Genomic DNA, 25,297 nt, shown 5'->3' on the forward strand with positions numbered 1-25,297 from the left:
TCACGACGTCGGCGGCTCGTCCTCACCGGCTTCCTCGGCCTTGTCGGCCTCTTCCTTGGTGTGGTGCACAGCCTGGTCGGCGTGCTCCGGAGGGCCGTAGACGGTGTAGAGCACCAGCGGGTTCGGGCCGGTGTTGACGAAGTTGTGCTTCGTCCCGGACGGCACGACGACCAGGTCGCCCGCGACGACCTCCCGCTTCGCACCGGCGACCCGGGCCTCGCCCGTCCCGCTGACGAAGGTCAGGATCTGGTCGATCCCCTCGTGCACCTCCTCGCCGATCTCCCCGCCCGGTGGAATGGTCATGATCACCAGCTGGGTGTGCTCGCCGGTCCACAGCACCCGCCGGAAGTCCGGGCTCTTCTCGGCGACGGTCGCGATCGTGAAATGGTCCATGCCCCGCTCATACCCCGTTCGGTCGCGCGTCACGCCGGGACTGGCAGATGGTGGAATTCCTCATGGTCGGCAGGTTTGGATCCGCCCCGACCGGGGATCGACAACGCTGACCGGCGCGAACGGCCGGTCGAGCCAGGTCCCCGCTGGCGTACCGCCGAACGGCTGCGGTGGTGGGAGACGGCCAGAGCGCGGCGACGTTCCGACCACTGTCGAAGCGGCGCCGCGCGCTCGTCTGCGCACCCTCACGCCTCGCGGTGCAGCCAGGCGAGCAGGTCGGGCGGGGCCAGGGCCCGCACCCGTTCCTCGTAGCGGGCCAGACCGGCCGCGTCCAGCATGCTGCGCCCCTGCCCCGAGCCACCCTGGCGGAAGAACGCCCGGCGGTCCCGCAGCACGCCCAGCATGTCCGGGGCGAGCTGGTCGGCGCGTTCCCGCATCCGGCCGAACGTGGCCGCCTCGACCAGCGCCGGCCAGCGCTCGACGGACACCGGTACACCCCACCGGTCGGCCAGGCGGCGCATCTGGGCGCCCAGGTCGGCCTGGAGGTCGTCGTAGTGCACCAGCTCGACGTTCGGCTCGTGTCGGCGGGCCCAGGCGTCGCTCAGGTGCCAGAGAACCCCGGGCAGCGAGTCCAGCTCGGCGCGCGGGTCCACCTCGTGGTCGACCCAGCTCGACAACCACTGCCGCACCGACGGACGGGCCCGCGGCGGTCCCGCCGGCACGGGTTGGCCGGTCAGCTCGGCCATCCGGACCCGGTTCAGGTTGCCGGACTGGTGATAGAGGGACACCGCCATGTCCAGCGGATGCCGCGCCACCACCACGTAGTGCACCCGAGGGCCGAGCGGCACCCCGTCCAGCGGGGTGTGCGTCTTGATGAACCGGCGGTGCGGTTGGGTGGCCAGCCGCTGGTACACCACGTCGCGCGGCTCGCCCAGCCAGTCCAGCCAGGGCGACAGCTCGGGCAGCGGCGCCGGCAGCTCCGCGGTGCCCAGCACCAGCAGCGCGCAGATCATCTGCATCCAGGTGGTGCCGCTCTTGGACCGGGTGCTGATCACGATGTCGCCGTCGCGGAACGGGAACCCGACCCAGCGGGCGCTGTCCTCGTCCACGGAGCGGTAGCGGTGGGGTGGCGCGGACATCGGGCGAGCTTAGTCGCCGAAGCGACAGCCAGGCAGCAAATTCTCGACCCGGAACCGGTGGACGTATGCGAATGACTGACTAGATTGAAGTATGGTGCCCGCCCACGAGGGCCGGGCGGCGGAACCGGTCTACCGTCCCATCCTCGCCAGCCGCCGACGCGGCGAGCTGGAAGCGTTGAACCACCTCGACCCCGCCGTCGCCCCGCTGCTCGCCCCGATCCTGGAGGTCAGCACCGTCGACCGCTCCACCAGGGACACTCTGCGCCGCCTGCCGTCCGGCCTGCTGCCGGCCATCGACGTCGCCGCCCTGCCCGACTCGGCCGACACGGAGCTGGCCCGGTGGGGCGTACCGCTGATGCCGGTCATCGGGCTCGCGGAGAGTGACCGGCGGCTGGTCGCGCACGGCACGGCGGCCCGGGCGTACGCGCGGCGGGCGCTAATCCGGCTGCGCGCCGCGCACGACCGGGCGGGGCCGGACGCGGACACGACCGCCGTCGAGCGGATCTGGCGGCTCACCGGCCTCGCTCCGGAGGAGTGCGACCTGCTGGTGGACGCGGGCGACGTCTGCTGCCCGGCGGACGTGCGGGTGGCCGAGCCGCGGGTACGCCGGCTGTTGGACTGGGCCCGTCGCCACGCGTGGCGCTCGGCGACGGTGGCGGCCGGCGGCATGCCGCCGACGCTGTCCCGGCTGCCCACCAACGAGCCGGTCCGGCTGGAGCGCTGGGACTGGCAGCTCTGGCAGCGGCTGGCCGACGTCGGGGTGGATTACGGCGACTACGGCGTTGGTCCGGCGCTGTCCGACTCCGCCGATCCGGGCGACCGGACGCCCACCGTGCGGTACACCGCCGACGACGGCTGGTGGGTCTACCGCTGGTCACGCCGTGGCGGCCGGGGGGACGACCGCTTCGCCGACCTGTGCCGCACGCTGGTGGCGGCGCCCCACTGGTCGAGCGCCGGAGCGGCGTTCTCCTGGGGCGACCACGAGTTGCTGCGCCGCGCCCGTCGGGGCGCCGGCGCCGGGTCGGTCGCCAACTGGACGGCGTGGAGCACATCGCACCACCTGGCGCACGTGCTCGCCACGTTGTCGCGACCGGACGGCAGCACCGATCCCGGGTGGAATCTCCGGCCGGGCCCGCCGCAGCGCGGGCGACCGCTGCGGTGAGAACCGCCGGGAACGTGTTTCTGCTGCCCGGTCCACGTGCTACTGCTGCTCGGTGAAACCGAACTGGATGATGCCCTCGTCGTCGACGGTGGCGTCCACCGAGGCGTCGCCGAGCAGCTCGGCGGCGTCCGGGTCGAGAAAGATCCGGGCACCCTGGTTGTCGACCACGTGGTCGCCCTGCTCCGGCTCGTGCACCAGCTCCACGGTGAGCGATCCGGCGTCGGCGTCGGCGGCGATCCGCACACCACCGTCCTCGGCCACGTCCTGCTGGTTGGCGAGGTCACGGATGACGAGCACGGCATTGTCGGTCATGGTGAGCATTGGCGGAACTCCTCGTGGATTCTCGGCTCGCGGTCGGTTGTCGCGCAGACCGGACAGGTGGCCCGCGTACGAGCACGCGTGGGAGGCGACAGGAGGGACGGGCATCGCCGTCGCATCGAATCGGGGCAGCTGACGGGCCCCGTCCCTGCCCACGGTGCCCGCTGCCAGGCGATCCGTCAAATAGAGCCGGATCAGTCGAGCACGGGGCTGGGGGCGAGCAGCGAGCGAATCTCGTTGACTGCCGCGCGGGGTGTGATGCGGTCGAAGATGGGTAGCCGATCGAGCACGCCGCGCTCGCGCAGCCGGCGGACCGGCAGGTCGCCGCCCGGCCCCACCCCGCTCACAGCGGGCGGTCGGCCGACCGGGGAAACGCGAGTGGCAATAACCTTCGGCCCAGGCTCTTTTCTGGCGATTACCTTCGTGACAGCATCGGCGCATGCATCGTCGTCTCTTTCCGCGCGCTGTCGCGCTGCTCGCGCTGGCCGTCACCGCGGCCACCGTCGGCGCGTCCGGCGCCACCGCCGAGTCGCCCACCCCCGCGACGACCCGACTGCGCGCCACCATCGACACGTCACCAGCGCCGACGGCCACCTGCTGGCGTTCTCCATCCTGCTGAACAACTACCTGACGGCGTCGGTCAAGCCGCTGGAGGACCAGATCGCCGTGGCGCTGGCCGGCCATCGGAATGACGGCGCGAGCGCGGCACGGGTCGCGCCGCCCGCGGTGCCGGAGACGCCGCGTACGCCCGAGGGCGTGGAGTGCTCCTGGGTCAAGCCGATCACCTGCTGACCAGGGGCCGGGAAACGGCGTACCCCGGCGGCGGGGTCAGGCCGGGCGGTTCGGTGTGGGGGGCACCGCCGCGGGGTCGCCGCGCTCGATGAGCGCGGCGATCTCGGCGGCCCGCAGGCCCCGCAGCGCCAGCACCCGGGTGCCCCAACGGTGCAGCCGGCACGGGTGTGGGCTGGCGTCGTTGCGACAGACGACCCCGCCGGACCAGCGCCGGGGCGCGTGCACCACCACCGCGCGCACCGCGAACTGGGCGTCCTCGCCCGTCACGTACGGCGGCAGGGGAATGTCGCGGAGCACCTCGCCGGGCACATCGGCGCCGGAGGAAATGGCGGGACGGACGCGGTGGGCGGTACTGCTGCTCATCTGCGCTTCCTCCACAGTGGAAAATGAGACGGGGACAGCAGAAAGTTACGTCGCCGTCGACCGAGGGCGACGGACAAACTGTCCCGCCACTCGGATGGTTCAGCGCAGCGCGACGGCCTGGAGGCCGACGTTGCCGCAGTGCTCGGTGAAGACCCTCTCGACGGTCCAGGTCAGCACCAACCGGGCGTCCTTCGGCAGCTCGAACCGGATGGTGAACTGGGCGCTCTGGCTGGTGTACGGATCCTCCAGGCGTACGGTGCGGACCGGCCCGCCGGTGGAAAGCCGGGCGTCCAGCCGACCCCGTGCCATCCAGATCCCGGCGTAGAGCTGGACGGTGCGCGGCGCCCCGCTGCCGGCGACCGTCAGGGTGAACCCGTTGCCCACGCCACAGGTGTAGACGCCGTTGGAACTGCCGCCGTCCCACCGCTCGGGTGCGCCGTCGGACCAGCGGACGACCTCCTGGTTGCCGTCCCAGCCGACCCGGTTGCCCTTCCCACCACCGTCGGCGATTTCCCCGGAGCCGGAGCGCTTGCGAACGGTCGAGTCGCCGCCGCGCAGCCCCCAGTGCATCCAGTCACGGGTGCCCACGGCGGTGAGGTCGACCTCGGCGGGCACCTCGGCGCGACTTACCGACAGCAGCGACGCCCCCGGCTTCGACGGCGGCGGAGCGGGCGCGCTCGTCGACGGCGGCGGCGGGTCGGGCGAGGGCGGCCGCTCCCGGGGGCGCAGCCCGGGCAGCGCCGGCCCGGCATCGGTGGCGTGCCCGTCGGCGGCCGGAAGGACGGTCGGTCGGCTGGCTCCGGCGGGCACGCCACCCGAGCCACCGACCGGACCATCGCCCGGCTCCGGGCCGGACCGCGTGCCGAGGTACGCGACGAGCACCACGAGGCAGACGAGTGCGCCCAGCCCTTCCAGCGCCCAACGCCGCCGCTGTCGGGCGCGGGCGAGCCGGCGCAGCGTCCGGTGGCTCAGCCCGAGGGCGACGCTCCGCGGCCGGTGCGACGGCGGTCGGCCGGTCGACTCGTCCCCGGCCCGCGAATCCGCCCGCGTACGGTCCTCGTCCGCCACCGACCCCTCCAGTCCGCCGCCCGACCGCCACCGCACGCGACGGATCGACCGTCCACTGTGGGCATCTTCACGTTTGCACCGGCGTGGTCGACACGCTAAATCGGGACAGGCTGACGTGTCCAGTCCGGATCGGGACGGTATGGGACAGCCGGCGATCCCGCGATCGATCGACCGGGAGCGACCCCGGGTCAGCCGATCCGGAAGCCGAGCGCCTGCGCGATGACGAGGGCCTGCTCGGCGTCCACGATGGCGCCGGCCCGTTCGACGGACGTCGGATCCAGCGCGGTGAGGTCGCTGCGTCGCAGGTCGGCGCCGCCGAGACGACAGTTGTGCAGCTGCGCCCCGGAGAGGTCGACGCCGGTCATCGTGGCGCCGGTCAGGTTGGCCCCGGTGAGGTCGGCCTCGCGCATCCGCACGCCGCTCAGCCAGGCGGCGCGCAGGTCCGCGCCGGGCAGCGCGACGAACGACCAGTCGCCGCCGTCGACCCGCAACGGACGAAGCTCGCACTGGACGAAGCTGCTCCCGACCAGCTTGCAGCCGGTGAACTCGGCCTCGAAGAAGTTGCAGCGCCGAAAGACACAGCGGGTGAACGCCGAGTCGAGGTGCCGGGACGCGTTGAACTGCACGTTGCCGAACGTGCAGCCGGTGAAGACCGCCCCACGGGTGATTGCCTCGGTCAGGTCCACGTCGAAGAACTCGCACGCCACGAACTGGCGGTCGGTCAGCTCCTCGGCGTACCAGTCCTCGTGGCGGAAGGTCGTGTCCTCGGTCAACTCCGGCATCCGGCCAGGCTAGTGCCGCCCACCGACGCCCCGGGACGGCCCGGTGGGGGCGGCCCCTTCCGGTGGCGGCGTACCGGCGAGTAGGTTCGGCGACGTGAGTGTGGCGCGGAGCAAGGACCCCGATCAGATCGGCTTCGACCCGGCGCGGCTGGCGCGGATCGACGAGCACTTCGGCAGGTACGTCGACGACGGCCGGTTGGCCGGGTGGCAGGTGGTGGTCACCCGCCGCGGCGAGGTGGCGCACTCCTCGACGTACGGCCTGCGGGATCGGGAGGCGGGGGCGCCGGTCGAGGCGGACACGCTCTGGCGGATCTACTCGATGACCAAGCCGGTCACCTCGGTCGCCGCCATGATGCTGTGGGAGGAGGGCCGCTTCGAGCTGACCGACGAGATCAGCCGCTGGCTGCCCGAGTTCGCCGACCTGCGGGTCTACTCGAAGGGCTCGACGCTCAAGCCGTACACGGTGCCGGCGACCGAGCCGATCCGGGTCTGGCACCTGCTCACCCACACCGCCGGCCTGACGTACGGCTTCATGCAGACCTCGGTGGTCGACGGGCTCTACCGGGCGGCCGGCTACGACCTGTACCCGCCGGCGGACGTCGACCTGGCAGGCGCCTGCGCGGCCTTCGGCGAGCTGCCGCTGCTCTTTGAGCCCGGCACGGCCTGGGGCTACTCGGTCGCCACGGACGTGCTCGGCCGGCTGGTCGAGGTGGTCTCCGGGCAGAGCCTGGACGCCTTCTTCGCCGATCGGATCTTCGGCCCGCTGGGGATGACGGACACCCGCTGGTGGGTCGAGGGCGACGAGGCCGAGCGGCTCGCCGCGCTCTACGCACCGGATCCGCGCAACGGGCGGGCGGTCCGATACGACCGGCTCGGCACGCTCGCACACCACAAGCCCGGCCTGCTCTCCGGTGGTGGCGGCCTGATCTCCAGCGCCGCCGACTACCACCGGTTCACGCAGATGCTGCTGCGCGGCGGGGAGCTGGACGGCGTACGCTTGCTCGGGCCGCGCACGGTGCGTTTCATGACCCGTAACCACCTGCCCGGCGGGCAGGATCTGGGCACCCTGTCCACCGGCGGCTTCGCCGAGACCACCCTCGACGGGATCGGCTTCGGCCTCGGCTTCGCGGTGGTCGAGGACCCGATCCCGAGCCGGGTGCCGAGCAGCGTCGGCGAGTACTACTGGGGTGGGGTCGCCAGCACGGCGTTCTGGGTCGACCCGGCCGAGGAGATCACCGCGCTGCTGTTCACCCAGCTCATGCCGTCGAGCACGTACCCGCTGCGCTCCCAGCTGCGCCAGCTCGTCTACGCCGCCCTGGTCGACTGACCGGGATCGCCCGTTCCGCCGACGGGCGGGCGGCCCGGTCCCTAGCCTGGGCTGGTGAGCACCATCGTCGTGTTTGGCGCGGGCGGCACCGCCGGGTCGCGGGTCACCGCCGAGGCGGCCGACCGTGGGCACCGGGTGATCGCCGCGGTCCGCCGCCCGGAGGCCACCTCGTACCTGCCGGCCGGGGTCCGGACGGTCACCGGCGACGCGACCAGCGAGCGCAGTGTCCGGGAGCTGGCGCCGGACGCGGACGCGCTGGTGGTGGCGATCGGCGGCGGCGAGCGCGGGCTCTGGCGCAGCGCCGCGGAGAACCTGGTGACCACCCTGCGGTCGATGCCGGCCGCACCCCGGATCATCCACCTGGGCGGCGGCTCGACCCTGCTCACGCCGCGTGGCACCCGCATCCTCGACGAGCCGGACTTCCCGGAGCAGTATCGAGACGCGGCGCTGGGCCAGGCCGATGCCCTGGACTACTACCGAACCGCCGCCGACGGGGTGAGCTGGACCTACGTCTCCCCGCCGCCGCTGGAGTTCCACCCCGGCGACCGCACCGGGCACTACCGCACCGGCACCGACGAGCCGGTCACCGACGACCAGGGCCGCTCGGTGCTCACCTACGAGGACCTGGCGGTCGCGATCGTCGACGAGATCGAGCAGCCCCGGCACGTCAACGCGCGCTTCACCGCCGCGTACTGACCGTCGCGGCAACCGACGGTCGAGACCGACGAACCGACTTCCCTTCGCGCCCTGTCGAGCTGCCCCAGATATGGGGCAGACGCAGAGGACAGCGCGCAGAAAACAGCACGCGGGGAGCAGCACGGCGCCCGCACACGGACACGCCACCCTCGTCGCCCGCCCCATATTCGGGGCAGCTCTACAACCCATCCGGCGGGTGCGGGCGCGCTCGGAGGTTCGGGCGCGGCCGGACCTGGGGCGGCGGTCACCGCCGCGCACTGAGAAGGCGCAGTCAGTTGGCGAGGCGGGCCGGGAAGCCGCCGGTGGCGATCGGGCCCCAGGCGTCGATGGTGACCCGGATCAGCGACTTGCCCTGGCGCACCATGGCCGCCCGGTAGTCGTCCCAGTCCGGGTGCTCGCCGGAGATGCTGCGGAAGTACTCGACCAGCGGCTCCAGCGCCTCGGGCAGGTCCAGCACCTCGGCGGTGCCGTCGAGCTGCACCCAGGGGCCGTTCCAGTCGTCGGACAGCACACAGGCCGAGACCCGGGGATCACGACGGATGTTGGTCACCTTCGCCCGCTCCGGGTAGGTGGACACGACCAGCCGGCCCTCGCCGTCGATGCCGGCGGAGACCGGGGAGGACTGCGGGCGACCGTCGGCCCGGGTGGTCATCAGCACGACACGGTGCCGAGGCCGGAGGAAGTCGAGCAGGGTGTTCCGGTCGACCCGGGTGTTCTTCGCGATGCTGGGCGCCATCACTCGTTCCTACCAGGGTGGCCAGGGACCAACGGCGGCGGGTCGGAGCGCGGCAGGGCGGGCGGCAGGTCAGCGGGGGCCGGCGGCGGCGCGGTGCACCGCCTGGGTGGGCACGCGGGGTCGCCCGGCCGGGCGCCAGGCCCGACCGTTGGCGTAGATCACCCGAAAGCCGAGGTACGAGGCCAGCGGCGCCCAGTGCGCGGAGCCCATCCGCAGTTCGGCGGCGTTGTGCCGCCGCCCGTTCGCCAGCACGTCGAGCAGGACGGTTTCGAAGGCGGCCGATTCGACCCAGTCGACGTCCCGGGTGAAACCGCAGATCAGGGCGGCCCCGGTGACCTCCAGGAACTCGCGCAGCACCGCGTCCGACGCGCGCAGGACCGAGCAGCTGCCGAAATAGAGCCGGCGTCCCTCGCAGCGGCCGGCCATCAGCTCGGCCACCTCGTTCAGCTCCACTGACTGCCAGTCGGTGAGGCAGAGCCGGCTCGGCTCGCCGTGCATGGCGAAGAAGCCGACGCGGTGGTCGGCGTACTGCTTGAGCAGCCAGCGGTCCAGGAAGTAGAACAACTCGTCGCGGGTGGCCGCGTCCTTGTGGATGAAACGGATCTTGCCCAGCCGCTCCAGCAGTTCGAGGGTGGGCAGCACGGAGCCGCGTTCGTTGAGGTCGCGGTGCCACTGGCCCTCGATACAGAAGACGCCGCCGCGTGCCACGTGCACCTCCGCCAGTCCGCCGCCCGGGCTGACGTTACCGGCCCCCGACGGGCGAGGAACATCACCCTGGGTATGGCCGAATGCGACGTTCGGTGCGGTTCTTGCGCCGGCGGGCCGATCGGGGGGAAATGGCTGTTTCACAAATCAGTCGAATTCCCAGCCGATGCCCGGAACAGCGAATCGCGAGGACAATTCTCGTTAATTGCCGCCTAGCGCACCGATCAGTGCGAGGGTGGAAATCACGGGACGTCCCGGTCGATGTCCCGAAGCAACCCCATTCGCTCTCCTATCGGGAGGACTTCTGTGCGCGTAAACACCTTGAAGCGAGTTGCTGTCGCTTTCGCCCTGGCACTGCCCGGGGCAGCGATCGCGTCGGTGTTCGCCGCGCCGGCAGCGTACGCGGACGGCTGCTACACCTGGAACCGCAACCTGTACCAGGGGCGCTCCGGCGACGACGTCCGTCAGCTGCAGATCCGGGTCGCCGGCTGGGCCGGCTACCGGGACATCGTGGAGAACGACGGTCGCTACGGACCGAAGACCGCCGCCGCGGTCAAGCGGTTCCAGCAGGCGTACGGGCTGCGCGTCGACGGCGTCGCGGGACCGCAGACCTACGCCAAGCTGTACCAGCTCCAGGACGACGACTGCACGCCCGCGCACTTCACCTACAGCGAGTTGGACAACGGCTGCGGCGGCAGCGGGTGGAGCGGCGGTCCGCTGTCGGCGAACCAGACAAAGCAGAACGCGCTGCGCACCATGTGGAAATTGGAGGCGCTGCGCAAGAGCCTCGGCGACAAGCCGCTGGACGTGTCGAGTGGTTTCCGCAGTCGCGCCTGCAACCACCAGGTCGGTGGCGCGTCGGACAGCCAGCACCTGTACGGCAATGCCGCCGACGTCACCTCGCGGACGTCCTCCCTGTGCCGGGTGGCCAAGAGCGCCCGTGACAACGGCTTCAGCGGAATCTACGGGCCGGGCTACCCCGACCACGACGACCACGTGCACGTCGACTCGCGGCGCGAGAACAACAGCGACCACAGCTCGAACACGACGAGCTGGTCCGCTCCGGACTGCGGCGTCGGCGCCGGAAACGACTGAACGAGCCGGCCGGTGTGACGTCGGCCCGGCGCGGGTGGGGAATCTCCGCGTCGGGCCGACGTCGTGTCGCCCCGGACAGAGCGGGCGGGGGTAGCGCCGCTCAGCTGGCCCGGGGCCAGCGCGGCGCGGTGACGGGGGGAGTCACCGGCCGGCCGGCAGAGGCAGGTCGTACCCCCGCAGGGGTGACCCGCGCGGCCTGGTGTCGCGCCGGCAGCCCACCGCGGCCGGGAGCCGGCGCCGGATGGCCGGCGGTCGCCGCCGGCCGGGCGCCGGTAGGACGCGCGGACGACGGCCCGGTCACGGTGAACGGGAAGGGCACGTGCACGAAGGGGTTGCCGTGCTGGATCAACGCCTCGATCTGCCGCTCGTTGAGCCCGTGTGTCTGAAGAACCCGACGCCCCCACCGGTGCAGTCGGCACGGGTAGGAGGCGCCGTCGTTGCGACACAGCGGCCCGGTCGGCCACTCCTCGGCGGTGTGCACGACCACCGCCCGGACCGCGAGCCGGACATCCTCGGGTGTCAGTGGTGCCGGCAGCGGCACCTCACCCAGCACCTGGTCGATGGGATCCGTCGACTGCTCACCAACACGCACGGCAGGCCTCCCGCAGCTCGGCAGCGGTACGGCGGACCCACCGCACCGACATCCTCGGGCAGTGGTACGGCCGGCATCGGACGATAGTTCAACCCCTCGCCCCCTAACCGTCCCCCTAACGAGCGCTCACGCGAGGTCGGCGTCGTGCACCAGCAGGGCCACCTGGACCCGGTTGTTGAGATCGAGCCGGGTCAGCAGCCGGGAGACGTACGCCTTCACCGTAGCGACGCTCATGAACAACTCCCCCGCGATCTCCGCGTTGGAGCGGCCCTGCCCCAGCGCGACCGCCACCTGACGCTCCCGCTCGCTGAGCCCGTCGAGCAGCCGCAGCGCCCGCTCGCGACGCGGATCCGGGCCGGTCCGACCCGGGGCGGCGGCGGTCACGTGGTCGATCAGCGTGCGGGTCACCGTCGGGGAAAGCGTCGCCTCCCCGGCGGCCACCCGACGCACGGCGCGCACGATCTCCGCCGGTGGGGTGTCCTTGAGCAGGAAGCCGGCCGCCCCGGCGCGTAACGCCCGGAGCACCTGCTCGTCGGCGTCGAAGGTGGTCAGCACCAGCACCTCCGGCGGGTGCGGCCGCGCGCGCAGCGCCTCGGTGGCGGTCAGCCCGTCCACCCGTGGCATCCGGATGTCCATCAGCACCACGTCCGGGGCGTACGCGGCGATCGCCGCCGGAACCTCGCCGCCGTCGGCCGCCTCGCCGACCACCCGCAGGTCCGGTAGGCCGCCGAGGATCATCGAGAGGCCCGCCCGGACCAGGGCGTCGTCGTCCACGATCAGCACCCGCACCGGGGCGGTGGCCTCCCCGGCCCCGCCGGCCGGCCCGGTCACGCCGGCCACGGCAGCCAGGCGGCCAGGCGGAAGTCGCCCGCGTCGTCCCGGCCGTAGGCCAGCCGACCGCCGGCAAGCGTGACGCGCTCGCTGATGCCCACCAGGCCGGTGCCGGCGCCCGGCAGACTGCCGCCGGCCGGCGCACCGACCGGCCACCGGTTGCCGATCGCCACGGTCAGCCCCGCGCCCGGCCCGCCGGCGACGTCAACGGTGACCGCAGCGCCGGCGGCGTGCTTGCGGGCGTTGGTGAGCCCCTCCTGCACGATCCGGTACGCGGCCCGGCCCAGCGCCGCCGGCACCTCCCCCGACCGGTCCACGGTGTCGCTGACGTTGACCCGTACCCCGGCCGACCGCGATTCGGCGATCAGGGTCGGCAGGTCGGCGAGGGTGGGCTGCGGCGGCTCGGGGGCATCGCCGACACTGTCGCCCTCGGCCCGGAGCACACCGATGACCTCCCGCAGGTCCTGTAGCGCGGCGTGGGCGCTGCCCCGGATCACCCCGGCAGCTCGGGCGACCTCGTCGGCCGGCGCGTCGGGGCGGAACTCCAGCGCACCGGCGTGCAGGCTGAGCAGCGAGATCCGGTGGGCCAGCACGTCGTGCATCTCCCGGGCGATCCGGGTGCGTTCGAGGTGGCGGGCCTGGGCCACCCGCAACTGCTGCTCGGACTCGGCGCGCTCGGCGCGCTCGCGCAGCGACACGATCAACTGCCGGCGGGCCCGGACGAACATCCCCCAGGCCAGCACGGCGATCGTGATCACCACGCCCCAGGCGACGGTGGCCCAATACGGCATGGTCGGATCCGGACGAGTCCAGCTGAAGACCAGGTTGGTGAGGAGACCGGCCCCGGTCACCGCCACCGCGACGGCGGTGCGCCGGTGCACCACCACGGTGAAGTAGAAGATCCCCAGCGGGATGGCGGCCGCCATCGAGAACAGGCTCAACGGCAGGGTGGCCACTGCCAACCCGAGCGGCCACCGCCGCCGCAGCCAGAGCAGCCCGCAGCAGACCAGCCCGACCAGTGCGTCCGCGCCGACCATCCAGTCATGCGGCAGCGGGACCGCCGACTCCGGGTCGGGCGACAGGGCGTCCGCGGTGACGAACAGCACCCAGAGCAGCCCGAGCAGGAACGCCAGGCTGTCCACCACCCAGTCGCGGGTGGTGCGGCGCGGACGCGCACGCTCAGGCTCGGCCGGCACCACCAGCTCCCCTGGCAGCAGCCAGGGGTGTTCCGGTACGGCGAGGCTGGTCACCACGCCATGCTAGGCAGTCGACCGGCGCCACGACCAGCTACCAAAGTCGAGACCCAGTCGTCGACCAAGGTCGGTGCGGGGCCGACCGGTGGCCGCAGCGGATGGCCGGGCGGCGCGGGCAGGCTCGACGACATGATCACCGTGGAGAACCTCACCAAGCGGTACGGGCCACACCCGGCCGTGGACGACGTGTCGTTCCAGTGCGAGCCGGGCACCGTCACCGGCTTCCTCGGCCCCAACGGCGCCGGCAAGTCCACCACCATGCGGATGATCTGCGGGCTCACCGCCCCGACGGCCGGCCGCGCCACCGTCTCCGGGCACCCCTACCGCGAGCTGCCCAACCCGGGGCGGGAGGTCGGGGTGCTGCTGGACGCCTCCGCCCAGCACGCCGGGCGCACCGGCCGCGAGGCGTTGACGCTGTCCGCGTACACCATGGGGTTGGACCGGCGCGAGGTCGCCGCGAAGCTCGACCTGGTGGGGTTGAACACGGTGGCGGCGAAGCGTCGGGTCCGGGCGTACTCGTTGGGTATGCGCCAACGGCTCGGGCTGGCGCACGCGCTGCTCGGCGACCCCCGGGTGTTGATCCTCGACGAGCCGGCCAACGGCCTGGACCCGGAGGGGATCTTCTGGATGCGCGGCCTGCTGCGCGACTTCGCCGACCGGGGCGGCACGGTGCTGCTCTCCTCCCACCTGCTGCGCGAGGTGGAGGCGGTCGCGGACCGGCTGGTGGTGATCGGGGGCGGCCGGATCGTGGCCCAGGGCGACAAGAACGAGCTGCTGGCGGGCGGCGGGACGGTGGCCCGGGCCCGCGACGGCGCGGCGCTGCGCCGGGCGCTGGAACTGGCCGGCCTGAGCGCGGCCGACAGCTCGGAGGGGCTGCTCGTGCAGGCCGACGCCGAGGCGGTCGGCCAGGCCGCCGCGGACGCGGGCATCGCGCTGGCCGAGCTGCGCCCCGCCGGCAGTGGTGGCCTCGAACAGCTCTTCCTCACCCTCACCGCCGGCGAGTCCACCAAGGAGGCCGTCCGATGACCACCACCACCGCACCCGCCGCCGGCGCCGTCGCGCCCCGGCAACACACGGCGGTACGCCGTCCGTCGCTGCTCCGGCTCACCGTCGTGGAGCTGCGCAAGCTCGTCGACACCCGGGCCGGTCGCTGGCTGCTGATCACCATCGCCCTGCTCACCGCCGCGATCGTCACCCTGCAACTGATCTACGCGAAGGAGGCCGACCAGACCTTCCTCAACTTCTTCGTCCCCTCGCTGCTGCCGGTGTCGGTGCTGCTGCCGGTGCTCGGCATCCTGTCGATCACCAGCGAGTGGTCGCAGCGGACGGCCCTCACCACGTACGCGCTGGTGCCCCGCCGGGAGCGGGTGGTGGCCGCGAAGCTGGTCGCCGTGGCGCTGACCGCGCTCGCCTCGGTACTGACCAGCCTCGCCGTCGCCGCCGTCGGGACGCTCGTGGCGTCCGCCATCGGCGGCGCGGGCACCTGGCAGTTCGACTGGTCGCTGGTGCTGAACGCGGTGGTCATCCAGGTCACCAGCGTGTGGATGGGCGCCGCCTTCGGTCTGCTGCTGCTCAACCCGCCGCTGGCCATCGTCGGCTACCTGCTGCTGCCCACCCTGTGGGGGGTGCTCGGCGAGATGGTCAAGCCCCTGCGTGGCCCGTCCGAGTGGCTGGACACCAGCAAGACCATGGAACCGTTGTTCGGCAGCGACGCCGTCACCGGCGGGCAGTGGGGGCGGATAGCGGTGTCCCTGCTGGTCTGGATGGTCCTGCCGCTGGCCGCCGGCCTGTTCCGGACGCTGCGCCGCGAGGTGTCCTGACCATGGACCTGGCCGGATACCGACGCCGCACCGTGGTCAGCGGCGGCGTGGTCGAGCTGGTCGTCATGTGGGGTGGCTTCCCGCTCGTCGGCGCGGGCGTCGGATGGCTCCTCGCGGCGACGACCGGCTGGCTCGCCCGGCTGCCCTGGGTGCCGTTCAGCGACCTGGTCGAGTGGCTGGACCGGCTGCCCGAGCCGCAGGCCACCGCCGGCACGATCGCCGTGGGCGCCCTGGCCGGCCTGGTCCTCGCCGGGATCGGCACCGCCGAACGGCTGATCGTCAGCGTCGACGCGGCGCAGGTCCGGCTGCGCCGCGCCGAGCAGAACCGGACCGTCGCACGGGCCGACACCCGGGTCGTCTTCCTCGCCGACAAGCACCTGGTGCTGCTCGACGCCGACGGGGCGGAACTGGTCCGGGAGTCGACGGACCTGCCGGCCGCACGGCTCGCCGCCGCCTTCCGGGAGCACGGCTGGGCCTGGACGGACGGCGACCCGCACCGGTCGGCGTACCGGCTGTGGGTGCCCGACCTGCCCGGTCTGCCGGCAGGGGCGGACGCGCTGCTGCGCGCCCGCGAGCGGGCGATCGAGCGGGATCGCCGCGACGACGCCCGGGAGCTGCGGCGCGAGCTGGGCCGGATCGGGGTGGTGCTGCGCGACGAGGGCAGACGCCAGTACTGGCGGGTCGTCGTCCCGGGTGCGGGACAACCGACTTCGGCCGAGCGGGAGCCAACGGGGCGGTAGCGTCTGTCCCAGGAGATCCTGGGAGCGCGCGATGACCGAGCAGCAGCCGTACCGGGTGGTGTCCCGACACCCCGGCTTCGAGCTGCGCCGCTACCCGGCCCACCTGGTGGCCGAGATGCAGATCCAGGCATCCTTCACCCGGGCGCCGATCGAGGCGTTCCGGCCGCTGGCCGCCTACATCGGGGGCGCCAACCGGGCCCGGCACCCGATCGGCTCGGCCGGGCCGGCGCTGTCGGCGGCCGGCGACTCGGAGAAGATCGCCATGACCGTGCCAGTGGTCCAGATCGAGGGCGAGCGGCCTGGGGCGTACCTGATCCAGTTCGTCATGCCGGCCACCTTCACCACCGCCACCCTGCCCGAGCCGGTGGACACCCGGGTGCGCATCCACGAGGTCCCGGCACGCCTGGCCGCGGCGATGCGGTTCTCCGGGCGGTGGACCGAGCGGGCGTTCGGTCAGCGGGCCACCATGCTCGGCCGTTCGGTGACCGCGGCCGGGCTGCAACCGACCGGCGCGATCCGGTACGCGCGCTTCGACCCGCCGTGGAAGCCGTGGTTCCTGCGCCGCAACGAGGTCGTGCTGCCGGTCGTGGAGTAGCTAGCGGCGACGGTTGTCGACGGTCGGCCAGGCCAGCAGCAGCGCCATTCCCAGCCCGGCGAGCAGCCCGGCCAGCGAGAGCAGCACGTCGGAGTCGGCGGAGTTGATCGGGCTGTTGCCGGCCAGCGCGGTGAACGCCGCGCCGATCGGGAGCAGCATCATCATGGCGACGGCCGCGACCAGCAGCATCGGCACCGGGCCCACCAGCGCGGCGAGACCGGCGAGCGCGTGCTGCCACCACACCGGCCGACCACCCGGCCAGTCCCACGCCAGCAGGGTGACGCCGGTGAGCAGCACCGCGCCGAGCCCGATCATCGGCAGGATGCGCGGGCCGGGCGGGACCGCCCGGACCAGCGCGACACCGCCGATGGCGACCGCACCGAGCCCGACGGCCAGCAGGCGGCGGCCCCGGGTGCGGGCCGGTGCCGCAGCCAGGGCGACGACGACGGTCAGGGCGACCAGGAGCACGCCGGTGACGAAGGCCGCCGGCGTCAGCTCCGGCTCCCGGTCGGTCGGTGACTCGATGCCGGCCGCCACCACCGCCAGCACCCCTGCCACGCAGGCCGCGCCGGTCAACACCCGCCGGTCGGTGGTCGGGGCCCTGCCCCGGTCCCGCCACACCAGGACGGCCGCCAGTACGCCGAGCACCGCCGCACCGTAGACGGCGAGCAGGACTGTCGACCCCGTGCCGGCCGGGTCGGCCCGGTCGATCGCCACGTCGGCCGCGATCCAGAGCCCACCGAGCACGACCGCCGGAGCGCCCCACCGGAGCTGCCCTCGGCCGGCCAGCAGCAGCCCGAGCACGATCGCGGCGATCGCCACGAACCGCAGATCCCGTGCCCAGTAGGCGTTGTTGCCCGGCAGCTGCTCCGACCACGGGCCGATCGGCTCGGTCAACGGTTGCCACACCGCCATGCCGACCGCCCAGAGCAGCACGGCGACGGCACCCAGGAGCAGCCCTACCGGGCGCGCGAATCGCATCCGTCGACGGTAGCGGCCGGGCGGGTTTCCCGGGGGCCGGGGACCCGGTCACCCGACGACGCCGACCGATGACCGCGCGGGGCGGCGACGCAGTGACCGCCCCGTCGGCAACGCACTGGCCAGCGCCGCGAGCAGCAGGCACAGCCCCACCACACCGGCGACCACCGACCACGGCACCACCAGGTCGACGGGGGCGCCGACCTGCTCGGCGAGACCGGCGCGGATGCTGAGCAGACCGACGAACGCGACAACCCCACCCAGCAGCGCGCCGATCAGGACAACCACTGCGGACTCGACCGTGACCAGCCAGAGGACCTGCCGTCGAGTCGCCCCGGCCAGCCGGATCAGCCGCAGGTCGGCGGCGCGGCCAGCGGCGGCCAACAGCAGCGTGTTGGCCACCGCGATGGCGCCGTAACCGGCGGACACCCCGATCAGCAGCAGCGTGAAGAGCCAGACGAGACGGTCCTCGGCGGCGTCCGCCTCGGCCGCCCAGGTGGCGACGTCGACGACCCGCGCGCCGGCCGGAGGGTCGATCCGGTCCCGGACGTACACCGTGGACGTGAGCGCCGACGGGTCGTGCGTACGCACCACGGCCCGGGGCAGGAGCAGGTCGCCGGGGATCGAGGTGTCGGTGACCACTGCGACGACGCGCAGCGACACCGACGTCCCGTCCGCGAAGACCACCGCGTACGCCTCGGACGGCCGCAGGTTCGCCGCCGCGGTGACCACCACCGTGTCGTCACCGCGCAGGTCGTCGAGCGAGCCGGCGACGACGCTCAGCGCCCGGTTCGCGGCGGCGAAGCCGGCCGGATCCACGCCGAGCGCGGTCAGCGGCCGGTCCGCCGGCACTGTTTCGGGGTCGGTGCGGTAGACGGTGGTGGGCAGGAGGGCGGTGCCACCTGTCGCGGCGACGGCCTGGTCCGACAGGCCGGGTGCCCGATCGGGCACCAGGATCCAGCCGGCGTTCACGTTGTCGGCCCGACCTGCCGCGTAGGCGGCGGTGGTGGTGCGCACCATCCCGGACACCAGCACCGCGAACGCGACGGTGAGCAGCACCGGTGCGGCGATGGCGGCGGTCCGCCGGGTCGCGGTCAACGCCCCGCCCCGGACCAGCATTCCGATCGCGCCTCCGGGCCGCCGCACCGGCGACCGCAGCAGCCGCACGACCGGTCCGACCACCGCCGGGGCGAGCACTGTGGCACCGGCCACCAGCGCCATCACCGCGTACAGGGCGTACTGCGCGGCGATCCGGGCCTCGTCGGCGGTCGCCGTACCGAAACTGAGCGCGAGCCCCGCCGCGACGAGGAGCGCACCGGTGGCGACGCGAACCCGCCCGATCGGTCGCTGTTCCACAGCGGCCTCGCGCAACGCCTCCAGCGGGCGGACCCGCGCCGCCCGGCGGGACGCCGACCAGACGGCCAGCAGCGCGATCGCCGGCCCGGCGGCGATCGAGACCACGACCGGCCACAGTTCGTAGCGGACCCGGAAGGTCGATGGTTCGTAGCCGACGTCGACGAGCAGCCGACCCAGCAGCGGGGCGAGCGCCGCGCCGACCAGCAGGCCGACGAGCCCGCCTGCGGCGCCGACGGCGAGCGCCTCGGCGTACACCATGCGGCGGACCTGACGTCCGGTGGCGCCGACGGCGCGCAGCAGGCCCAGCTCGCGCCGGCGCTGCGCGATGGTGAACGCGAAGGTGGAGGCGACCACGAACACCGTGACGAAGCCGGCGAGGGCCGCCGTGGCGGTGAGCACCTGCATGCCGATCCACCGGGTACGAGCGTCGCCGCGCGGTTCCAGCGCACCACGGGCAGCACCGGTGAGCACCTGTCCGTCGCCGCCGACGACTCCGCGAGCCGCCGTGGCGACCCGCTCGGGGTCGGCCCCCGGCGCGAGCACCAGCCCGATGGTCCGGACGCCGGGCGCGAGCGCGGCGGCGACCTCGTCCGCGACATGGACGCCGGGCCCGTCGACCAGACCGGTGACGGTGTACGGCTCCGGGCCGGCGGCGGTCAGCAGGGTGACCGGTGCGCCGGTCCGCAGCCCGAGCGCGCGGTCGACGACGACCTCGCCGGGCCCGCGGGGCGGCTCGCCGGCAGTGATGCGCAGTCCACCCAGTTGGGCACTGGACCAGCCGTGCCCCTGGTGGGCGTCCTCCCGGCGGGGGTCGGCGGCCGAAGGCCGACCGTCGACGAGCGGCTGGGCGTAGAAGGTCCGGTCCGGCACCGCCGCCGCGACACCGGGCAGCGCGGCCAGCCGGCCGACGAGTCCCGCGGTCGCCGTGGCGGACCAGGGCCGGGTCGGCACGAAGGCGTCGGCCGACGCGCCCGCCTCGGGGCTCTGCACCACGACCGCCGCCCGCGCCAACCGGTCCGGCACCTGCGGACGCCCGGCGGCGAGGAGCAGGGTGGCCGCCGCGACAAGCGCGACTCCGATGGCGACGGCCACGAAGGCGCTGGCCGACCGCCGGACGCTCACCACGACCGCTCCGCCGAAACGGTCTCCCGCTCGGCGATCCGGGCGGCGACGGCAGCTGCGGTGATCGGGCCGGTCAGCTCGTCGACGACGCGACCGTCGGCGAGCAGGAGGACCCGATCGGCGTACGCGGCGGCGGCGGGATCGTGGGTCACCATCACCACGGTCTGGCCGTGGTCGTCGACGAGCGCGCGCAGCAGCCGGAGCACCTGCCGGGACGCCGAGCTGTCCAGCGCCCCGGTCGGCTCGTCGGCGAACACCACGGCCGGACGGGTGATCAACGCGCGGGCCACGGCGACACGCTGCTGCTCCCCGCCGGACAGCTCACTCGGCAGGTGCCCGGCCCGGTCGGCGAGTCCGACCGCGTCGAGGGCGGCGACGACGTCTGCGGCCGGCGGGCGGCGGCGGGCCAGGCGCGACGGCAGCTCGACGTTCTGCGCGGCGGTCAACGTGGACACCAGGTTGAACGCCTGGAACACGAAACCGATCCGGTCGCGCCGCAGCCGGGTCAGCTCGTCCTCGCCGAGGTCGTCGAGGCGTACGCCGTCGATCGTGACGACCCCCTCGGTCGGGCGGTCCAGCCCCGCCGCGCAGTGCAGCAGTGTCGACTTTCCCGAGCCCGAGGGGCCCATCACCGCCGTGAACGTGCCGCCCGCGAAGCTCGTGGTCACGCCGTCGAGCGCCGTCACCCGCCGGTCTCCGGCGCCGTACACCGCCCGCAGCCCTGTCAGGGTCACCGTGTCTGTGGTCATGACCGTCACGGTCCCGAATACGGGGGGTGCGGCGCGTCGTGCCGGGGCGGGCACTTTCCGGCCCACCCCCGGGCGGAGTCGAAGGCGCGCGAACCCCACCGGGTCGTCCCCGGGGATGACCACCCACGGGTGGACGCGGTCGGACCGCCCCGCCGATACGGTCTGACAGGTGACAGCTCTCCTGCTGACCCGGCGGCTGCGGCCGGTGGATCTGTACACCGTGGACGCCGTGCTCGCCGTGGCGGTCGGCGGGCTGCTCTGCCCGTACGCGGCGCTGGAGTCACCGCTGCGCGGGGGCGTGGACGAACCGCTCTGGGTGTCGGTGCTCGTCGGGATGGCCATCGGGCTGCCGCTCGCCGGCCGGCGACGGTGGCCGATCCCCGTCGCCGTCGCGATCAGCGCGGTCACCACCGTCGCCCTGATCACCGGCGTGATCCCCAACTTCGCCGCCGCCGCTCCGGCCCTCGCCATCAGCCTGTCCTTCTACACGGTGGCCGTGTCGACCACCACGCGCCTTTCGCTGCTCTGCGCCGCCGGTTGCCTCGCTCTGGTGAGCGTCGCCCTGGTGCTGACAGCAGGTGACCTCTGGTCTCGGACCGGTGCCGTCGTCTACGCCGCCGTCATGGTCGCGCCGGCCTGGGTGATCGGTTGGCTGCTCCGGGAGCGACGCGCCCTCGCCACCCGGCAGAGCGACCAGCTGGTCCGTCAGGCCGCCACCGAGGAGCGGTTGCGGGTGGCGCGCGAGCTGCACGACGTGGTCGCGCACACGCTGAGCCTCATCGTGGTGAAGGCGGCCGTCGCCAACCACGTCGCCGAGGCCGACCCCCGCGAGGCGGGCGCCGCGCTGCGGGTCATCGAGGAGACCGGCCGCACTGCGTTGACCGACGTGCGTCGCGTGCTCGGCGTCCTGCGTGAGGACAGCCCGTACGCGCCGACGCCCGGGCTGGACGAGTTGCCGGTCCTCGCCCGGCAGGCGGCGATCGGCGGCGTCGACGTGCAGCTCGACGTGCGGCGGGAGGAGCCGGTAGGCGTGGTGCCGGAGTCGGTGGGCCTCGCGGTGTACCGGATCGTGCAGGAGGCGGTGACGAACGTGGTGAAGCACGCGGCGCCGGCGGCGTGCCGGGCCACGGTGACCGTCCTGCCCGACCAGGTGCGGGTGGAGGTGACCGACGACGGCAAGCGTCCGGTCCTGCTCGGCGGGGAGGGGCACGGGTTGATCGGCATGCGGGAACGGGTGGCGTTGCACGGCGGGGAGTTCCGCGCCGGCCCACGCTCCGACGGTGGCTTCGCGGTGACGGCCAACCTGCCCTACCGGGTGGCCGCGTGATCCGCGTCCTGATCGCCGACGACCAGGCGCTGCTGCGCGGCAGTTTCCGGCTGCTGGTCGATCTCAGCCCGGACTGCACCACTGTCGGCGAGGCCGGCACCGGCGTGCAGGCCGTCGCGTTGACCGGGCAGCACCGGCCGGACGTGGTGCTGATGGACGTCCGGATGCCGGAGATGGACGGCATCGACGCGACCCGGCGGATCTGCGCCGACCCGGCGACGGCCGGCACCCGGGTCATCATCCTGACCACGTTCGACCTGGACGAGTACGTCTACGGTGCGCTGCGCGCCGGGGCCAGCGGGTTCCTGCTCAAGGACACCCCACCGGCGGACCTGCTGACCGGGATCCGGGTGGTCGCCGACGGGGAGGGGCTGCTCGCGCCGACGGTGACCCGGCGGCTGATCGACGAGTTCGCCCGACAGCCGGAGCCGACCCGCCCGCTGCCCCGACAGCTCGACGGGGTGACCGACCGGGAACGGGAGGTGCTGGCGCTGATCGCCCGCGGCCTGTCCAACGCGGAGCTGGCCGCGCACCTCAACCTCAGCCAGGCCACCGTCAAGACACACGTCGGGCGGCTGCTGACCAAGCTGGCGGTCCGCGACCGGGCGCAACTGGTCATCGTCGCGTACGAGACGGGTCTGGTGGGGCCGGGCGGCCTACGCTGAGCCGGTCGGCCGTGCACCCAGGAGGAGACATGACCCGGTACGTCGCGCTGCTGCGCGGAGTCAACGTCGGCACCACCCGCCTGGCCATGGCCGACCTGCGCCGGATCGTCACCGACCTCGGGCACGAGTCCGTCGAGACGTACCTGCAGAGCGGCAACGTGGCCTTCGGCAGCACCGTGCGCGACGCGGAGAAGTTGGCCGCCGGCATCGAGCGGGCGCTCGCCGACGAGCTGGGGCTGACCGTGCCGGTGCTGGTCCGCAGCGGCCGGGAGTTGGCGGCGGTGGCGGGTGGCAACCCGTACGCCGAGGTCGAGGACGACCCGAAGCTCCTGCTGGTGGCGTTCCTGGCGACCCCTCCGGCGAAGGCCATGGTGGACGCGCTCGCCGTGCCCGGCGGTGAGAACGTGTCGTTCACGGTGACCGGCCGGGAGGTCTTTTTGCACTTCCCCGACGGCGGTTACGGCCGGACGAAGTTCACCAACGCCTACCTGGAGAAGAGGCTCGGCGTGGTGGCCACGACCCGCAACTGGAAGTCGGTGCGCGCCCTGGCGGAGCTGGCCGCCGGCTGACCGGGCGGGCGCGGGCGCCCGCCCGGGACCGGTCAGAAGTGGTACGCGGTCTCGTACTCGGGCACCAGCACCCGGCTGCGCGGCGAGATCCGACGCACCGCCGCGATCATGTCGTCGAGCCGGTCACGGTCGGCCGGCGCGACGACCGGCGGGTTGCGCAACGGCGTCTCGAAGTTGTCCCAGTGCACCGGCACCACGACCTTCGGGTAGTCCAGACCGGCCAGCAGCCGGGGCAGGTAGTCACCCGTGGTGGTGGCGTTCTGCATGGCCACCATCGCCACGTCCGGCGCGAGGCCGGTGAGGTTGCGCTCGGCGACGTCGCTGGCCCCGGTGAAGTAGACCGACGGGCCGCGCTCGACCCGCAGCAGGTAGCCCAGCGTGTCGCCCTCCGGGAGGTCGGCGATGGTCGCCGGCTGCGCCGGCTGGCTCACCCGCACCCCGGGGAAGGCCACGGAGTACGACGCGTTGCGGCTGTGCAGCGAGCCGACCACCTCGACGCTGTGGTCGCCGAAGTCGAGCACCTCCCCGCCCTTGACGGCGCTGAGCTGCGTCGACGGCACCCCGTAGGCCAACCCCAGGTGGTACGCGGTGAGCGTGCCGAACACCCGCGCGCCGGTACGCCCGGCGATGTACGGCACGTCCATGAAGTGGTCCCAGTGGGTGTGCGTGACCAGGACTGTCGTGGCCTTCTCGACGCGCGGGTCGATCACGTCGGTGCGCACGGTCAACGGGGCGTCCGTCCTGAACGGAGGGGTGAACAGCCCGGTGTCGATTCGGCTGAGGAACGGGTCGACCAGGACGGTCCGGTCGGCGATGTCGATGCGCCAGCCGGCCGTACCCCACCAGCGGAAGCTGACCGCGCCGGTGCGGCGGCTGGCGGGGGTCGGCGCGGCGGCCGGCGGCGCGGCCTGGGCCGGGGTGGTCGAGGTGGCGGCGAGGCCGCCGGCCGAGACCAGGGCGGTGGTGGCAGCGGCGTCCCGCAGGAAGCGACGGCGGTCGAGGTTGGGCATGCGGATCTACTCCCCGTGCTCGGGTGATCGGTCGACACGAGCCAACCAGCGCCACCACGTCCCGGTCCAAGATCGAACGCTGTCAGCTCCGATACGTCATCGCATATCGTGCCTGCTCAGCGACCGCCCCTCCGGCGCTCGGACGCCCGGAAACTCACTCGCCGCGCAGCGTTTCGACGGCCGTGCGGGCGGCCTCTCCCATCGCCAGGTCCACGTCGATCCGGCGCGGGGTCAGCTCGTCGGCGCGGGCGAAGACGGCGATGGCGTACCGGCCGCCGTCGGGGTATTCGGCGACGCCGGCCTCCAGGTGCAGGCCGGGCAGGGTGCCGGTCTTGCCGGAGACCCGGACGCCGGGCGGGAAGCCGGCGGCCAGCCGGGTCCAGAAGAGCTGCCGTGCCATCCAGGTGCGGACCATCGCGCAGGCCGCCGCCGGGCCGGCCTCGTCCCGCCAGATCAGGGTGAGCAGGCGGGTGATCTCCCGGGCGGTGCTGCTGGTGGTGTGCGCGGGGTCGAAGACCCGCATGGCCTGGACCCGCTCCGCGGGCAGCGTCGGGAAGATCCGCGCGAACTCCGCCTCGGTCCGCGCCCCCACGTCGGCGAGCATCATCTCGACCAGCTCCCGAGGACCGCCGAGAACGCGGGTGCGGGTGAGGCCCAGCTCGGCGGCGAGCATCGGCAGCAGGTCCGGGCCGACCCGGCGCAGCAGCAGGTCGGCGGCCGTGTTGTCGCTGACCGACATGGCGAAGTACGCGAGGTCGCGCAGCGACACCTCGGCGTCGTCGACGCAGCCGGCCAGCCCCCACCCGCCGAGCCGGTCGGCGGCGGTGACCAGGACCCGTTCGGTGGGGTCGAGCTGGCCGGCGTCGACCTGCCGGGCGAACTCCAACACCAGCAGGATCTTGAAGATCGACGCGATCACCACCTGCTCGTCGGCACGCACCCCGACCTGCCGGCCCACGGCGGCCGGGTGCACGGCGTCGACGTCCACCGCGTCCAGGTCGACGGCGTGCAGGCTGGCCGTCACCCCGACGCCCGCGAAGATGGCCTCGATCCGCTCCCCCACATCCACCCGGGCACGGTATCCAGTGGCGGTGGTCCGCCGCTGGCGTAGGGTCCG

29 protein-coding genes are annotated in these 25,297 nt (G+C 73.5%); 12 read left to right on the forward strand and 17 right to left on the reverse strand.

Features of this window, described 5'->3' with window-relative positions; all coding sequences use genetic code 11:
- Nucleotides 1-393 (reverse strand): cupin domain-containing protein, encoded by a 393-nt coding sequence (locus OG505_RS21155; protein WP_405426843.1) that lies wholly within the window; start codon nt 391-393, stop codon nt 1-3.
- 242 nt (nt 394-635) lie between these two features.
- Nucleotides 636-1,529, reverse strand: coding sequence for a sulfotransferase domain-containing protein (locus tag OG505_RS21160; protein WP_405426845.1), 894 nt, complete (start codon nt 1,527-1,529; stop codon nt 636-638).
- Nucleotides 1,530-1,620: 91 nt separating this feature from the next.
- On the opposite strand from OG505_RS21160, the gene OG505_RS21165 reads away from it, so the two are divergent.
- Nucleotides 1,621-2,691, forward strand: a complete 1,071-nt coding sequence (locus OG505_RS21165; RefSeq protein WP_405426847.1) for a beta family protein — start codon at nt 1,621-1,623, stop codon at nt 2,689-2,691.
- Nucleotides 2,692-2,730: 39 nt separating this feature from the next.
- Here OG505_RS21165 and OG505_RS21170 read toward each other — a convergent pair whose 3' ends face one another.
- Nucleotides 2,731-3,012, reverse strand: a complete 282-nt coding sequence (locus OG505_RS21170; protein ID WP_405426849.1) for an adhesin — start codon at nt 3,010-3,012, stop codon at nt 2,731-2,733.
- A 191-nt stretch (nt 3,013-3,203) separates the two neighbouring features.
- Nucleotides 3,204-3,356 carry a hypothetical protein gene (locus tag OG505_RS21175; protein ID WP_405426851.1) on the reverse strand — a complete coding sequence of 51 codons (153 nt, stop codon included), beginning with the start codon at nt 3,354-3,356 and terminating at the stop codon, nt 3,204-3,206.
- 92 nt (nt 3,357-3,448) lie between these two features.
- Here OG505_RS21175 and OG505_RS21180 point away from each other — a divergent pair, with 92 nt between their 5' ends.
- Complete coding sequence (locus OG505_RS21180; protein ID WP_405426852.1) at nt 3,449-3,628, forward strand: hypothetical protein; 180 nt, start codon at nt 3,449-3,451, stop codon at nt 3,626-3,628.
- A 209-nt stretch (nt 3,629-3,837) separates the two neighbouring features.
- On the opposite strand, the gene OG505_RS21185 is transcribed toward OG505_RS21180, so the two are convergent.
- The 3 genes from OG505_RS21185 to OG505_RS21195 all read right to left on the reverse strand — a co-directional run bounded on the left by OG505_RS21185 (nt 3,838) and on the right by OG505_RS21195 (nt 6,014).
- Entirely contained in the window at nt 3,838-4,164 is a 327-nt protein-coding gene (locus OG505_RS21185) for a hypothetical protein (protein ID WP_405426854.1), read from the reverse strand.
- 99 nt (nt 4,165-4,263) lie between these two features.
- Complete coding sequence (locus OG505_RS21190) at nt 4,264-5,232, reverse strand: hypothetical protein (RefSeq protein ID WP_405426856.1); 969 nt, start codon at nt 5,230-5,232, stop codon at nt 4,264-4,266.
- Nucleotides 5,233-5,420: 188 nt separating this feature from the next.
- Nucleotides 5,421-6,014, reverse strand: a complete 594-nt coding sequence (locus tag OG505_RS21195) for a pentapeptide repeat-containing protein (RefSeq protein ID WP_405426858.1) — start codon at nt 6,012-6,014, stop codon at nt 5,421-5,423.
- Nucleotides 6,015-6,108: 94 nt separating this feature from the next.
- On the opposite strand from OG505_RS21195, the gene OG505_RS21200 reads away from it, so the two are divergent.
- A complete protein-coding gene (locus OG505_RS21200; RefSeq protein ID WP_405426860.1) occupies nt 6,109-7,341 on the forward strand; it encodes a serine hydrolase domain-containing protein in 1,233 nt (410 codons plus the stop codon).
- 54 nt (nt 7,342-7,395) lie between these two features.
- Nucleotides 7,396-8,037 (forward strand): NAD(P)-dependent oxidoreductase, encoded by a 642-nt coding sequence (locus tag OG505_RS21205; protein ID WP_405426862.1) that lies wholly within the window; start codon nt 7,396-7,398, stop codon nt 8,035-8,037.
- Nucleotides 8,038-8,308: 271 nt separating this feature from the next.
- On the opposite strand, the gene OG505_RS21210 is transcribed toward OG505_RS21205, so the two are convergent.
- Both OG505_RS21210 and OG505_RS21215 read right to left on the reverse strand, forming a co-directional pair.
- Nucleotides 8,309-8,773 carry a PPOX class F420-dependent oxidoreductase gene (locus OG505_RS21210; protein ID WP_405426864.1) on the reverse strand — a complete coding sequence of 155 codons (465 nt, stop codon included), beginning with the start codon at nt 8,771-8,773 and terminating at the stop codon, nt 8,309-8,311.
- Nucleotides 8,774-8,842: 69 nt separating this feature from the next.
- Complete coding sequence (locus OG505_RS21215) at nt 8,843-9,481, reverse strand: DUF6642 family protein (protein WP_405426866.1); 639 nt, start codon at nt 9,479-9,481, stop codon at nt 8,843-8,845.
- A 303-nt stretch (nt 9,482-9,784) separates the two neighbouring features.
- Between OG505_RS21215 and OG505_RS21220 the strand changes: the two genes are divergently transcribed.
- Entirely contained in the window at nt 9,785-10,573 is a 789-nt protein-coding gene (locus OG505_RS21220; RefSeq protein ID WP_405426868.1) for a D-Ala-D-Ala carboxypeptidase family metallohydrolase, read from the forward strand.
- Between the two features lie 100 nt (nt 10,574-10,673).
- On the opposite strand, the gene OG505_RS21225 is transcribed toward OG505_RS21220, so the two are convergent.
- The 3 genes from OG505_RS21225 to OG505_RS21235 all read right to left on the reverse strand — a co-directional run bounded on the left by OG505_RS21225 (nt 10,674) and on the right by OG505_RS21235 (nt 13,246).
- Nucleotides 10,674-11,165: a hypothetical protein gene (locus tag OG505_RS21225; protein WP_405426869.1), complete on the reverse strand. Its 492-nt coding sequence runs from the start codon at nt 11,163-11,165 to the stop codon at nt 10,674-10,676.
- A 126-nt stretch (nt 11,166-11,291) separates the two neighbouring features.
- The gene (locus OG505_RS21230; RefSeq protein ID WP_405434624.1) at nt 11,292-12,014 is read right to left on the reverse strand and encodes a response regulator; all 723 of its coding nucleotides are present in this window, start codon (nt 12,012-12,014) and stop codon (nt 11,292-11,294) included.
- Entirely contained in the window at nt 11,993-13,246 is a 1,254-nt protein-coding gene (locus tag OG505_RS21235) for a sensor histidine kinase (RefSeq protein ID WP_405426871.1), read from the reverse strand. The genes OG505_RS21230 and OG505_RS21235 overlap by 22 nt, the downstream gene beginning before the upstream one ends.
- Nucleotides 13,247-13,378: 132 nt before the next feature.
- On the opposite strand from OG505_RS21235, the gene OG505_RS21240 reads away from it, so the two are divergent.
- From OG505_RS21240 to OG505_RS21255, 4 genes are read left to right on the forward strand one after another with little or no spacing between them, the layout of a single operon-like run.
- Nucleotides 13,379-14,275 (forward strand): ABC transporter ATP-binding protein, encoded by an 897-nt coding sequence (locus OG505_RS21240; RefSeq protein ID WP_405426873.1) that lies wholly within the window; start codon nt 13,379-13,381, stop codon nt 14,273-14,275.
- On the forward strand, nt 14,272-15,069 hold the full coding sequence (locus OG505_RS21245; RefSeq protein ID WP_405426875.1) for an ABC transporter permease: 798 nt from the start codon (nt 14,272-14,274) through the stop codon (nt 15,067-15,069). Before OG505_RS21240 ends, OG505_RS21245 begins: the two co-directional genes overlap by 4 nt.
- 2 nt (nt 15,070-15,071) lie before the next feature.
- Nucleotides 15,072-15,809 (forward strand): hypothetical protein, encoded by a 738-nt coding sequence (locus OG505_RS21250; RefSeq protein ID WP_405426877.1) that lies wholly within the window; start codon nt 15,072-15,074, stop codon nt 15,807-15,809.
- Nucleotides 15,810-15,840: 31 nt separating this feature from the next.
- Complete coding sequence (locus OG505_RS21255) at nt 15,841-16,404, forward strand: SOUL family heme-binding protein (protein WP_405426879.1); 564 nt, start codon at nt 15,841-15,843, stop codon at nt 16,402-16,404.
- Here the strand turns inward: OG505_RS21255 and OG505_RS21260 are convergent, their stop codons facing one another.
- The 3 genes from OG505_RS21260 to OG505_RS21270 are packed head-to-tail and all read right to left on the reverse strand — an operon-like array spanning nt 16,405 to nt 20,609.
- Nucleotides 16,405-17,385, reverse strand: coding sequence for a hypothetical protein (locus OG505_RS21260; RefSeq protein ID WP_405426881.1), 981 nt, complete (start codon nt 17,383-17,385; stop codon nt 16,405-16,407). It abuts the gene before it with no gap.
- Nucleotides 17,386-17,433: 48 nt separating this feature from the next.
- Nucleotides 17,434-19,863, reverse strand: a complete 2,430-nt coding sequence (locus OG505_RS21265) for an FtsX-like permease family protein (RefSeq protein ID WP_405426883.1) — start codon at nt 19,861-19,863, stop codon at nt 17,434-17,436.
- Complete coding sequence (locus OG505_RS21270) at nt 19,857-20,609, reverse strand: ABC transporter ATP-binding protein (protein WP_405426884.1); 753 nt, start codon at nt 20,607-20,609, stop codon at nt 19,857-19,859. The genes OG505_RS21265 and OG505_RS21270 overlap by 7 nt, the downstream gene beginning before the upstream one ends.
- A 169-nt stretch (nt 20,610-20,778) precedes the next feature.
- Between OG505_RS21270 and OG505_RS21275 the strand changes: the two genes are divergently transcribed.
- The 3 genes from OG505_RS21275 to OG505_RS21285 are packed head-to-tail and all read left to right on the forward strand — an operon-like array spanning nt 20,779 to nt 23,170.
- Nucleotides 20,779-21,936 (forward strand): sensor histidine kinase, encoded by a 1,158-nt coding sequence (locus tag OG505_RS21275; protein ID WP_405426886.1) that lies wholly within the window; start codon nt 20,779-20,781, stop codon nt 21,934-21,936.
- Complete coding sequence (locus tag OG505_RS21280) at nt 21,933-22,601, forward strand: response regulator (protein WP_405426887.1); 669 nt, start codon at nt 21,933-21,935, stop codon at nt 22,599-22,601. Before OG505_RS21275 ends, OG505_RS21280 begins: the two co-directional genes overlap by 4 nt.
- A gap of 29 nt (nt 22,602-22,630) precedes the next feature.
- Nucleotides 22,631-23,170, forward strand: coding sequence for a DUF1697 domain-containing protein (locus OG505_RS21285; RefSeq protein WP_405426889.1), 540 nt, complete (start codon nt 22,631-22,633; stop codon nt 23,168-23,170).
- A 32-nt stretch (nt 23,171-23,202) separates the two neighbouring features.
- Here OG505_RS21285 and OG505_RS21290 read toward each other — a convergent pair whose 3' ends face one another.
- Nucleotides 23,203-24,180: an MBL fold metallo-hydrolase gene (locus OG505_RS21290; protein ID WP_405426891.1), complete on the reverse strand. Its 978-nt coding sequence runs from the start codon at nt 24,178-24,180 to the stop codon at nt 23,203-23,205.
- Between the two features lie 154 nt (nt 24,181-24,334).
- Nucleotides 24,335-25,249 carry a serine hydrolase gene (locus OG505_RS21295; RefSeq protein WP_405426893.1) on the reverse strand — a complete coding sequence of 305 codons (915 nt, stop codon included), beginning with the start codon at nt 25,247-25,249 and terminating at the stop codon, nt 24,335-24,337.
- Nucleotides 25,250-25,297 lie beyond the last annotated feature (48 nt).

Origin of the sequence: Micromonospora sp. NBC_00617 (genome assembly GCF_045161355.1) — a bacterium.
GTDB lineage: Bacteria > Actinomycetota > Actinomycetes > Mycobacteriales > Micromonosporaceae > Micromonospora.

What these genes read in the sequence shown, in the direction of transcription:
- OG505_RS21155 (WP_405426843.1), bottom strand. Translation starts at nt 393, where the DNA reads ATGGACCATTTCACGATCGCGACCGTCGCCGAGAAGAGCCCGGACTTC.
- OG505_RS21160 (WP_405426845.1), bottom strand. Translation starts at nt 1,529, where the DNA reads ATGTCCGCGCCACCCCACCGCTACCGCTCCGTGGACGAGGACAGCGCC.
- OG505_RS21165 (WP_405426847.1), top strand. Translation starts at nt 1,621, where the DNA reads ATGGTGCCCGCCCACGAGGGCCGGGCGGCGGAACCGGTCTACCGTCCC.
- OG505_RS21170 (WP_405426849.1), bottom strand. Translation starts at nt 3,012, where the DNA reads ATGCTCACCATGACCGACAATGCCGTGCTCGTCATCCGTGACCTCGCC.
- OG505_RS21180 (WP_405426852.1), top strand. Translation starts at nt 3,449, where the DNA reads ATGCATCGTCGTCTCTTTCCGCGCGCTGTCGCGCTGCTCGCGCTGGCC.
- OG505_RS21185 (WP_405426854.1), bottom strand. Translation starts at nt 4,164, where the DNA reads ATGAGCAGCAGTACCGCCCACCGCGTCCGTCCCGCCATTTCCTCCGGC.
- OG505_RS21195 (WP_405426858.1), bottom strand. Translation starts at nt 6,014, where the DNA reads ATGCCGGAGTTGACCGAGGACACGACCTTCCGCCACGAGGACTGGTAC.
- OG505_RS21210 (WP_405426864.1), bottom strand. Translation starts at nt 8,773, where the DNA reads ATGGCGCCCAGCATCGCGAAGAACACCCGGGTCGACCGGAACACCCTG.
- OG505_RS21240 (WP_405426873.1), top strand. Translation starts at nt 13,379, where the DNA reads ATGATCACCGTGGAGAACCTCACCAAGCGGTACGGGCCACACCCGGCC.
- OG505_RS21245 (WP_405426875.1), top strand. Translation starts at nt 14,272, where the DNA reads ATGACCACCACCACCGCACCCGCCGCCGGCGCCGTCGCGCCCCGGCAA.
- OG505_RS21250 (WP_405426877.1), top strand. Translation starts at nt 15,072, where the DNA reads ATGGACCTGGCCGGATACCGACGCCGCACCGTGGTCAGCGGCGGCGTG.
- OG505_RS21255 (WP_405426879.1), top strand. Translation starts at nt 15,841, where the DNA reads ATGACCGAGCAGCAGCCGTACCGGGTGGTGTCCCGACACCCCGGCTTC.
- OG505_RS21260 (WP_405426881.1), bottom strand. Translation starts at nt 17,385, where the DNA reads ATGCGATTCGCGCGCCCGGTAGGGCTGCTCCTGGGTGCCGTCGCCGTG.
- OG505_RS21270 (WP_405426884.1), bottom strand. Translation starts at nt 20,609, where the DNA reads ATGACCACAGACACGGTGACCCTGACAGGGCTGCGGGCGGTGTACGGC.
- OG505_RS21285 (WP_405426889.1), top strand. Translation starts at nt 22,631, where the DNA reads ATGACCCGGTACGTCGCGCTGCTGCGCGGAGTCAACGTCGGCACCACC.
- OG505_RS21290 (WP_405426891.1), bottom strand. Translation starts at nt 24,180, where the DNA reads ATGCCCAACCTCGACCGCCGTCGCTTCCTGCGGGACGCCGCTGCCACC.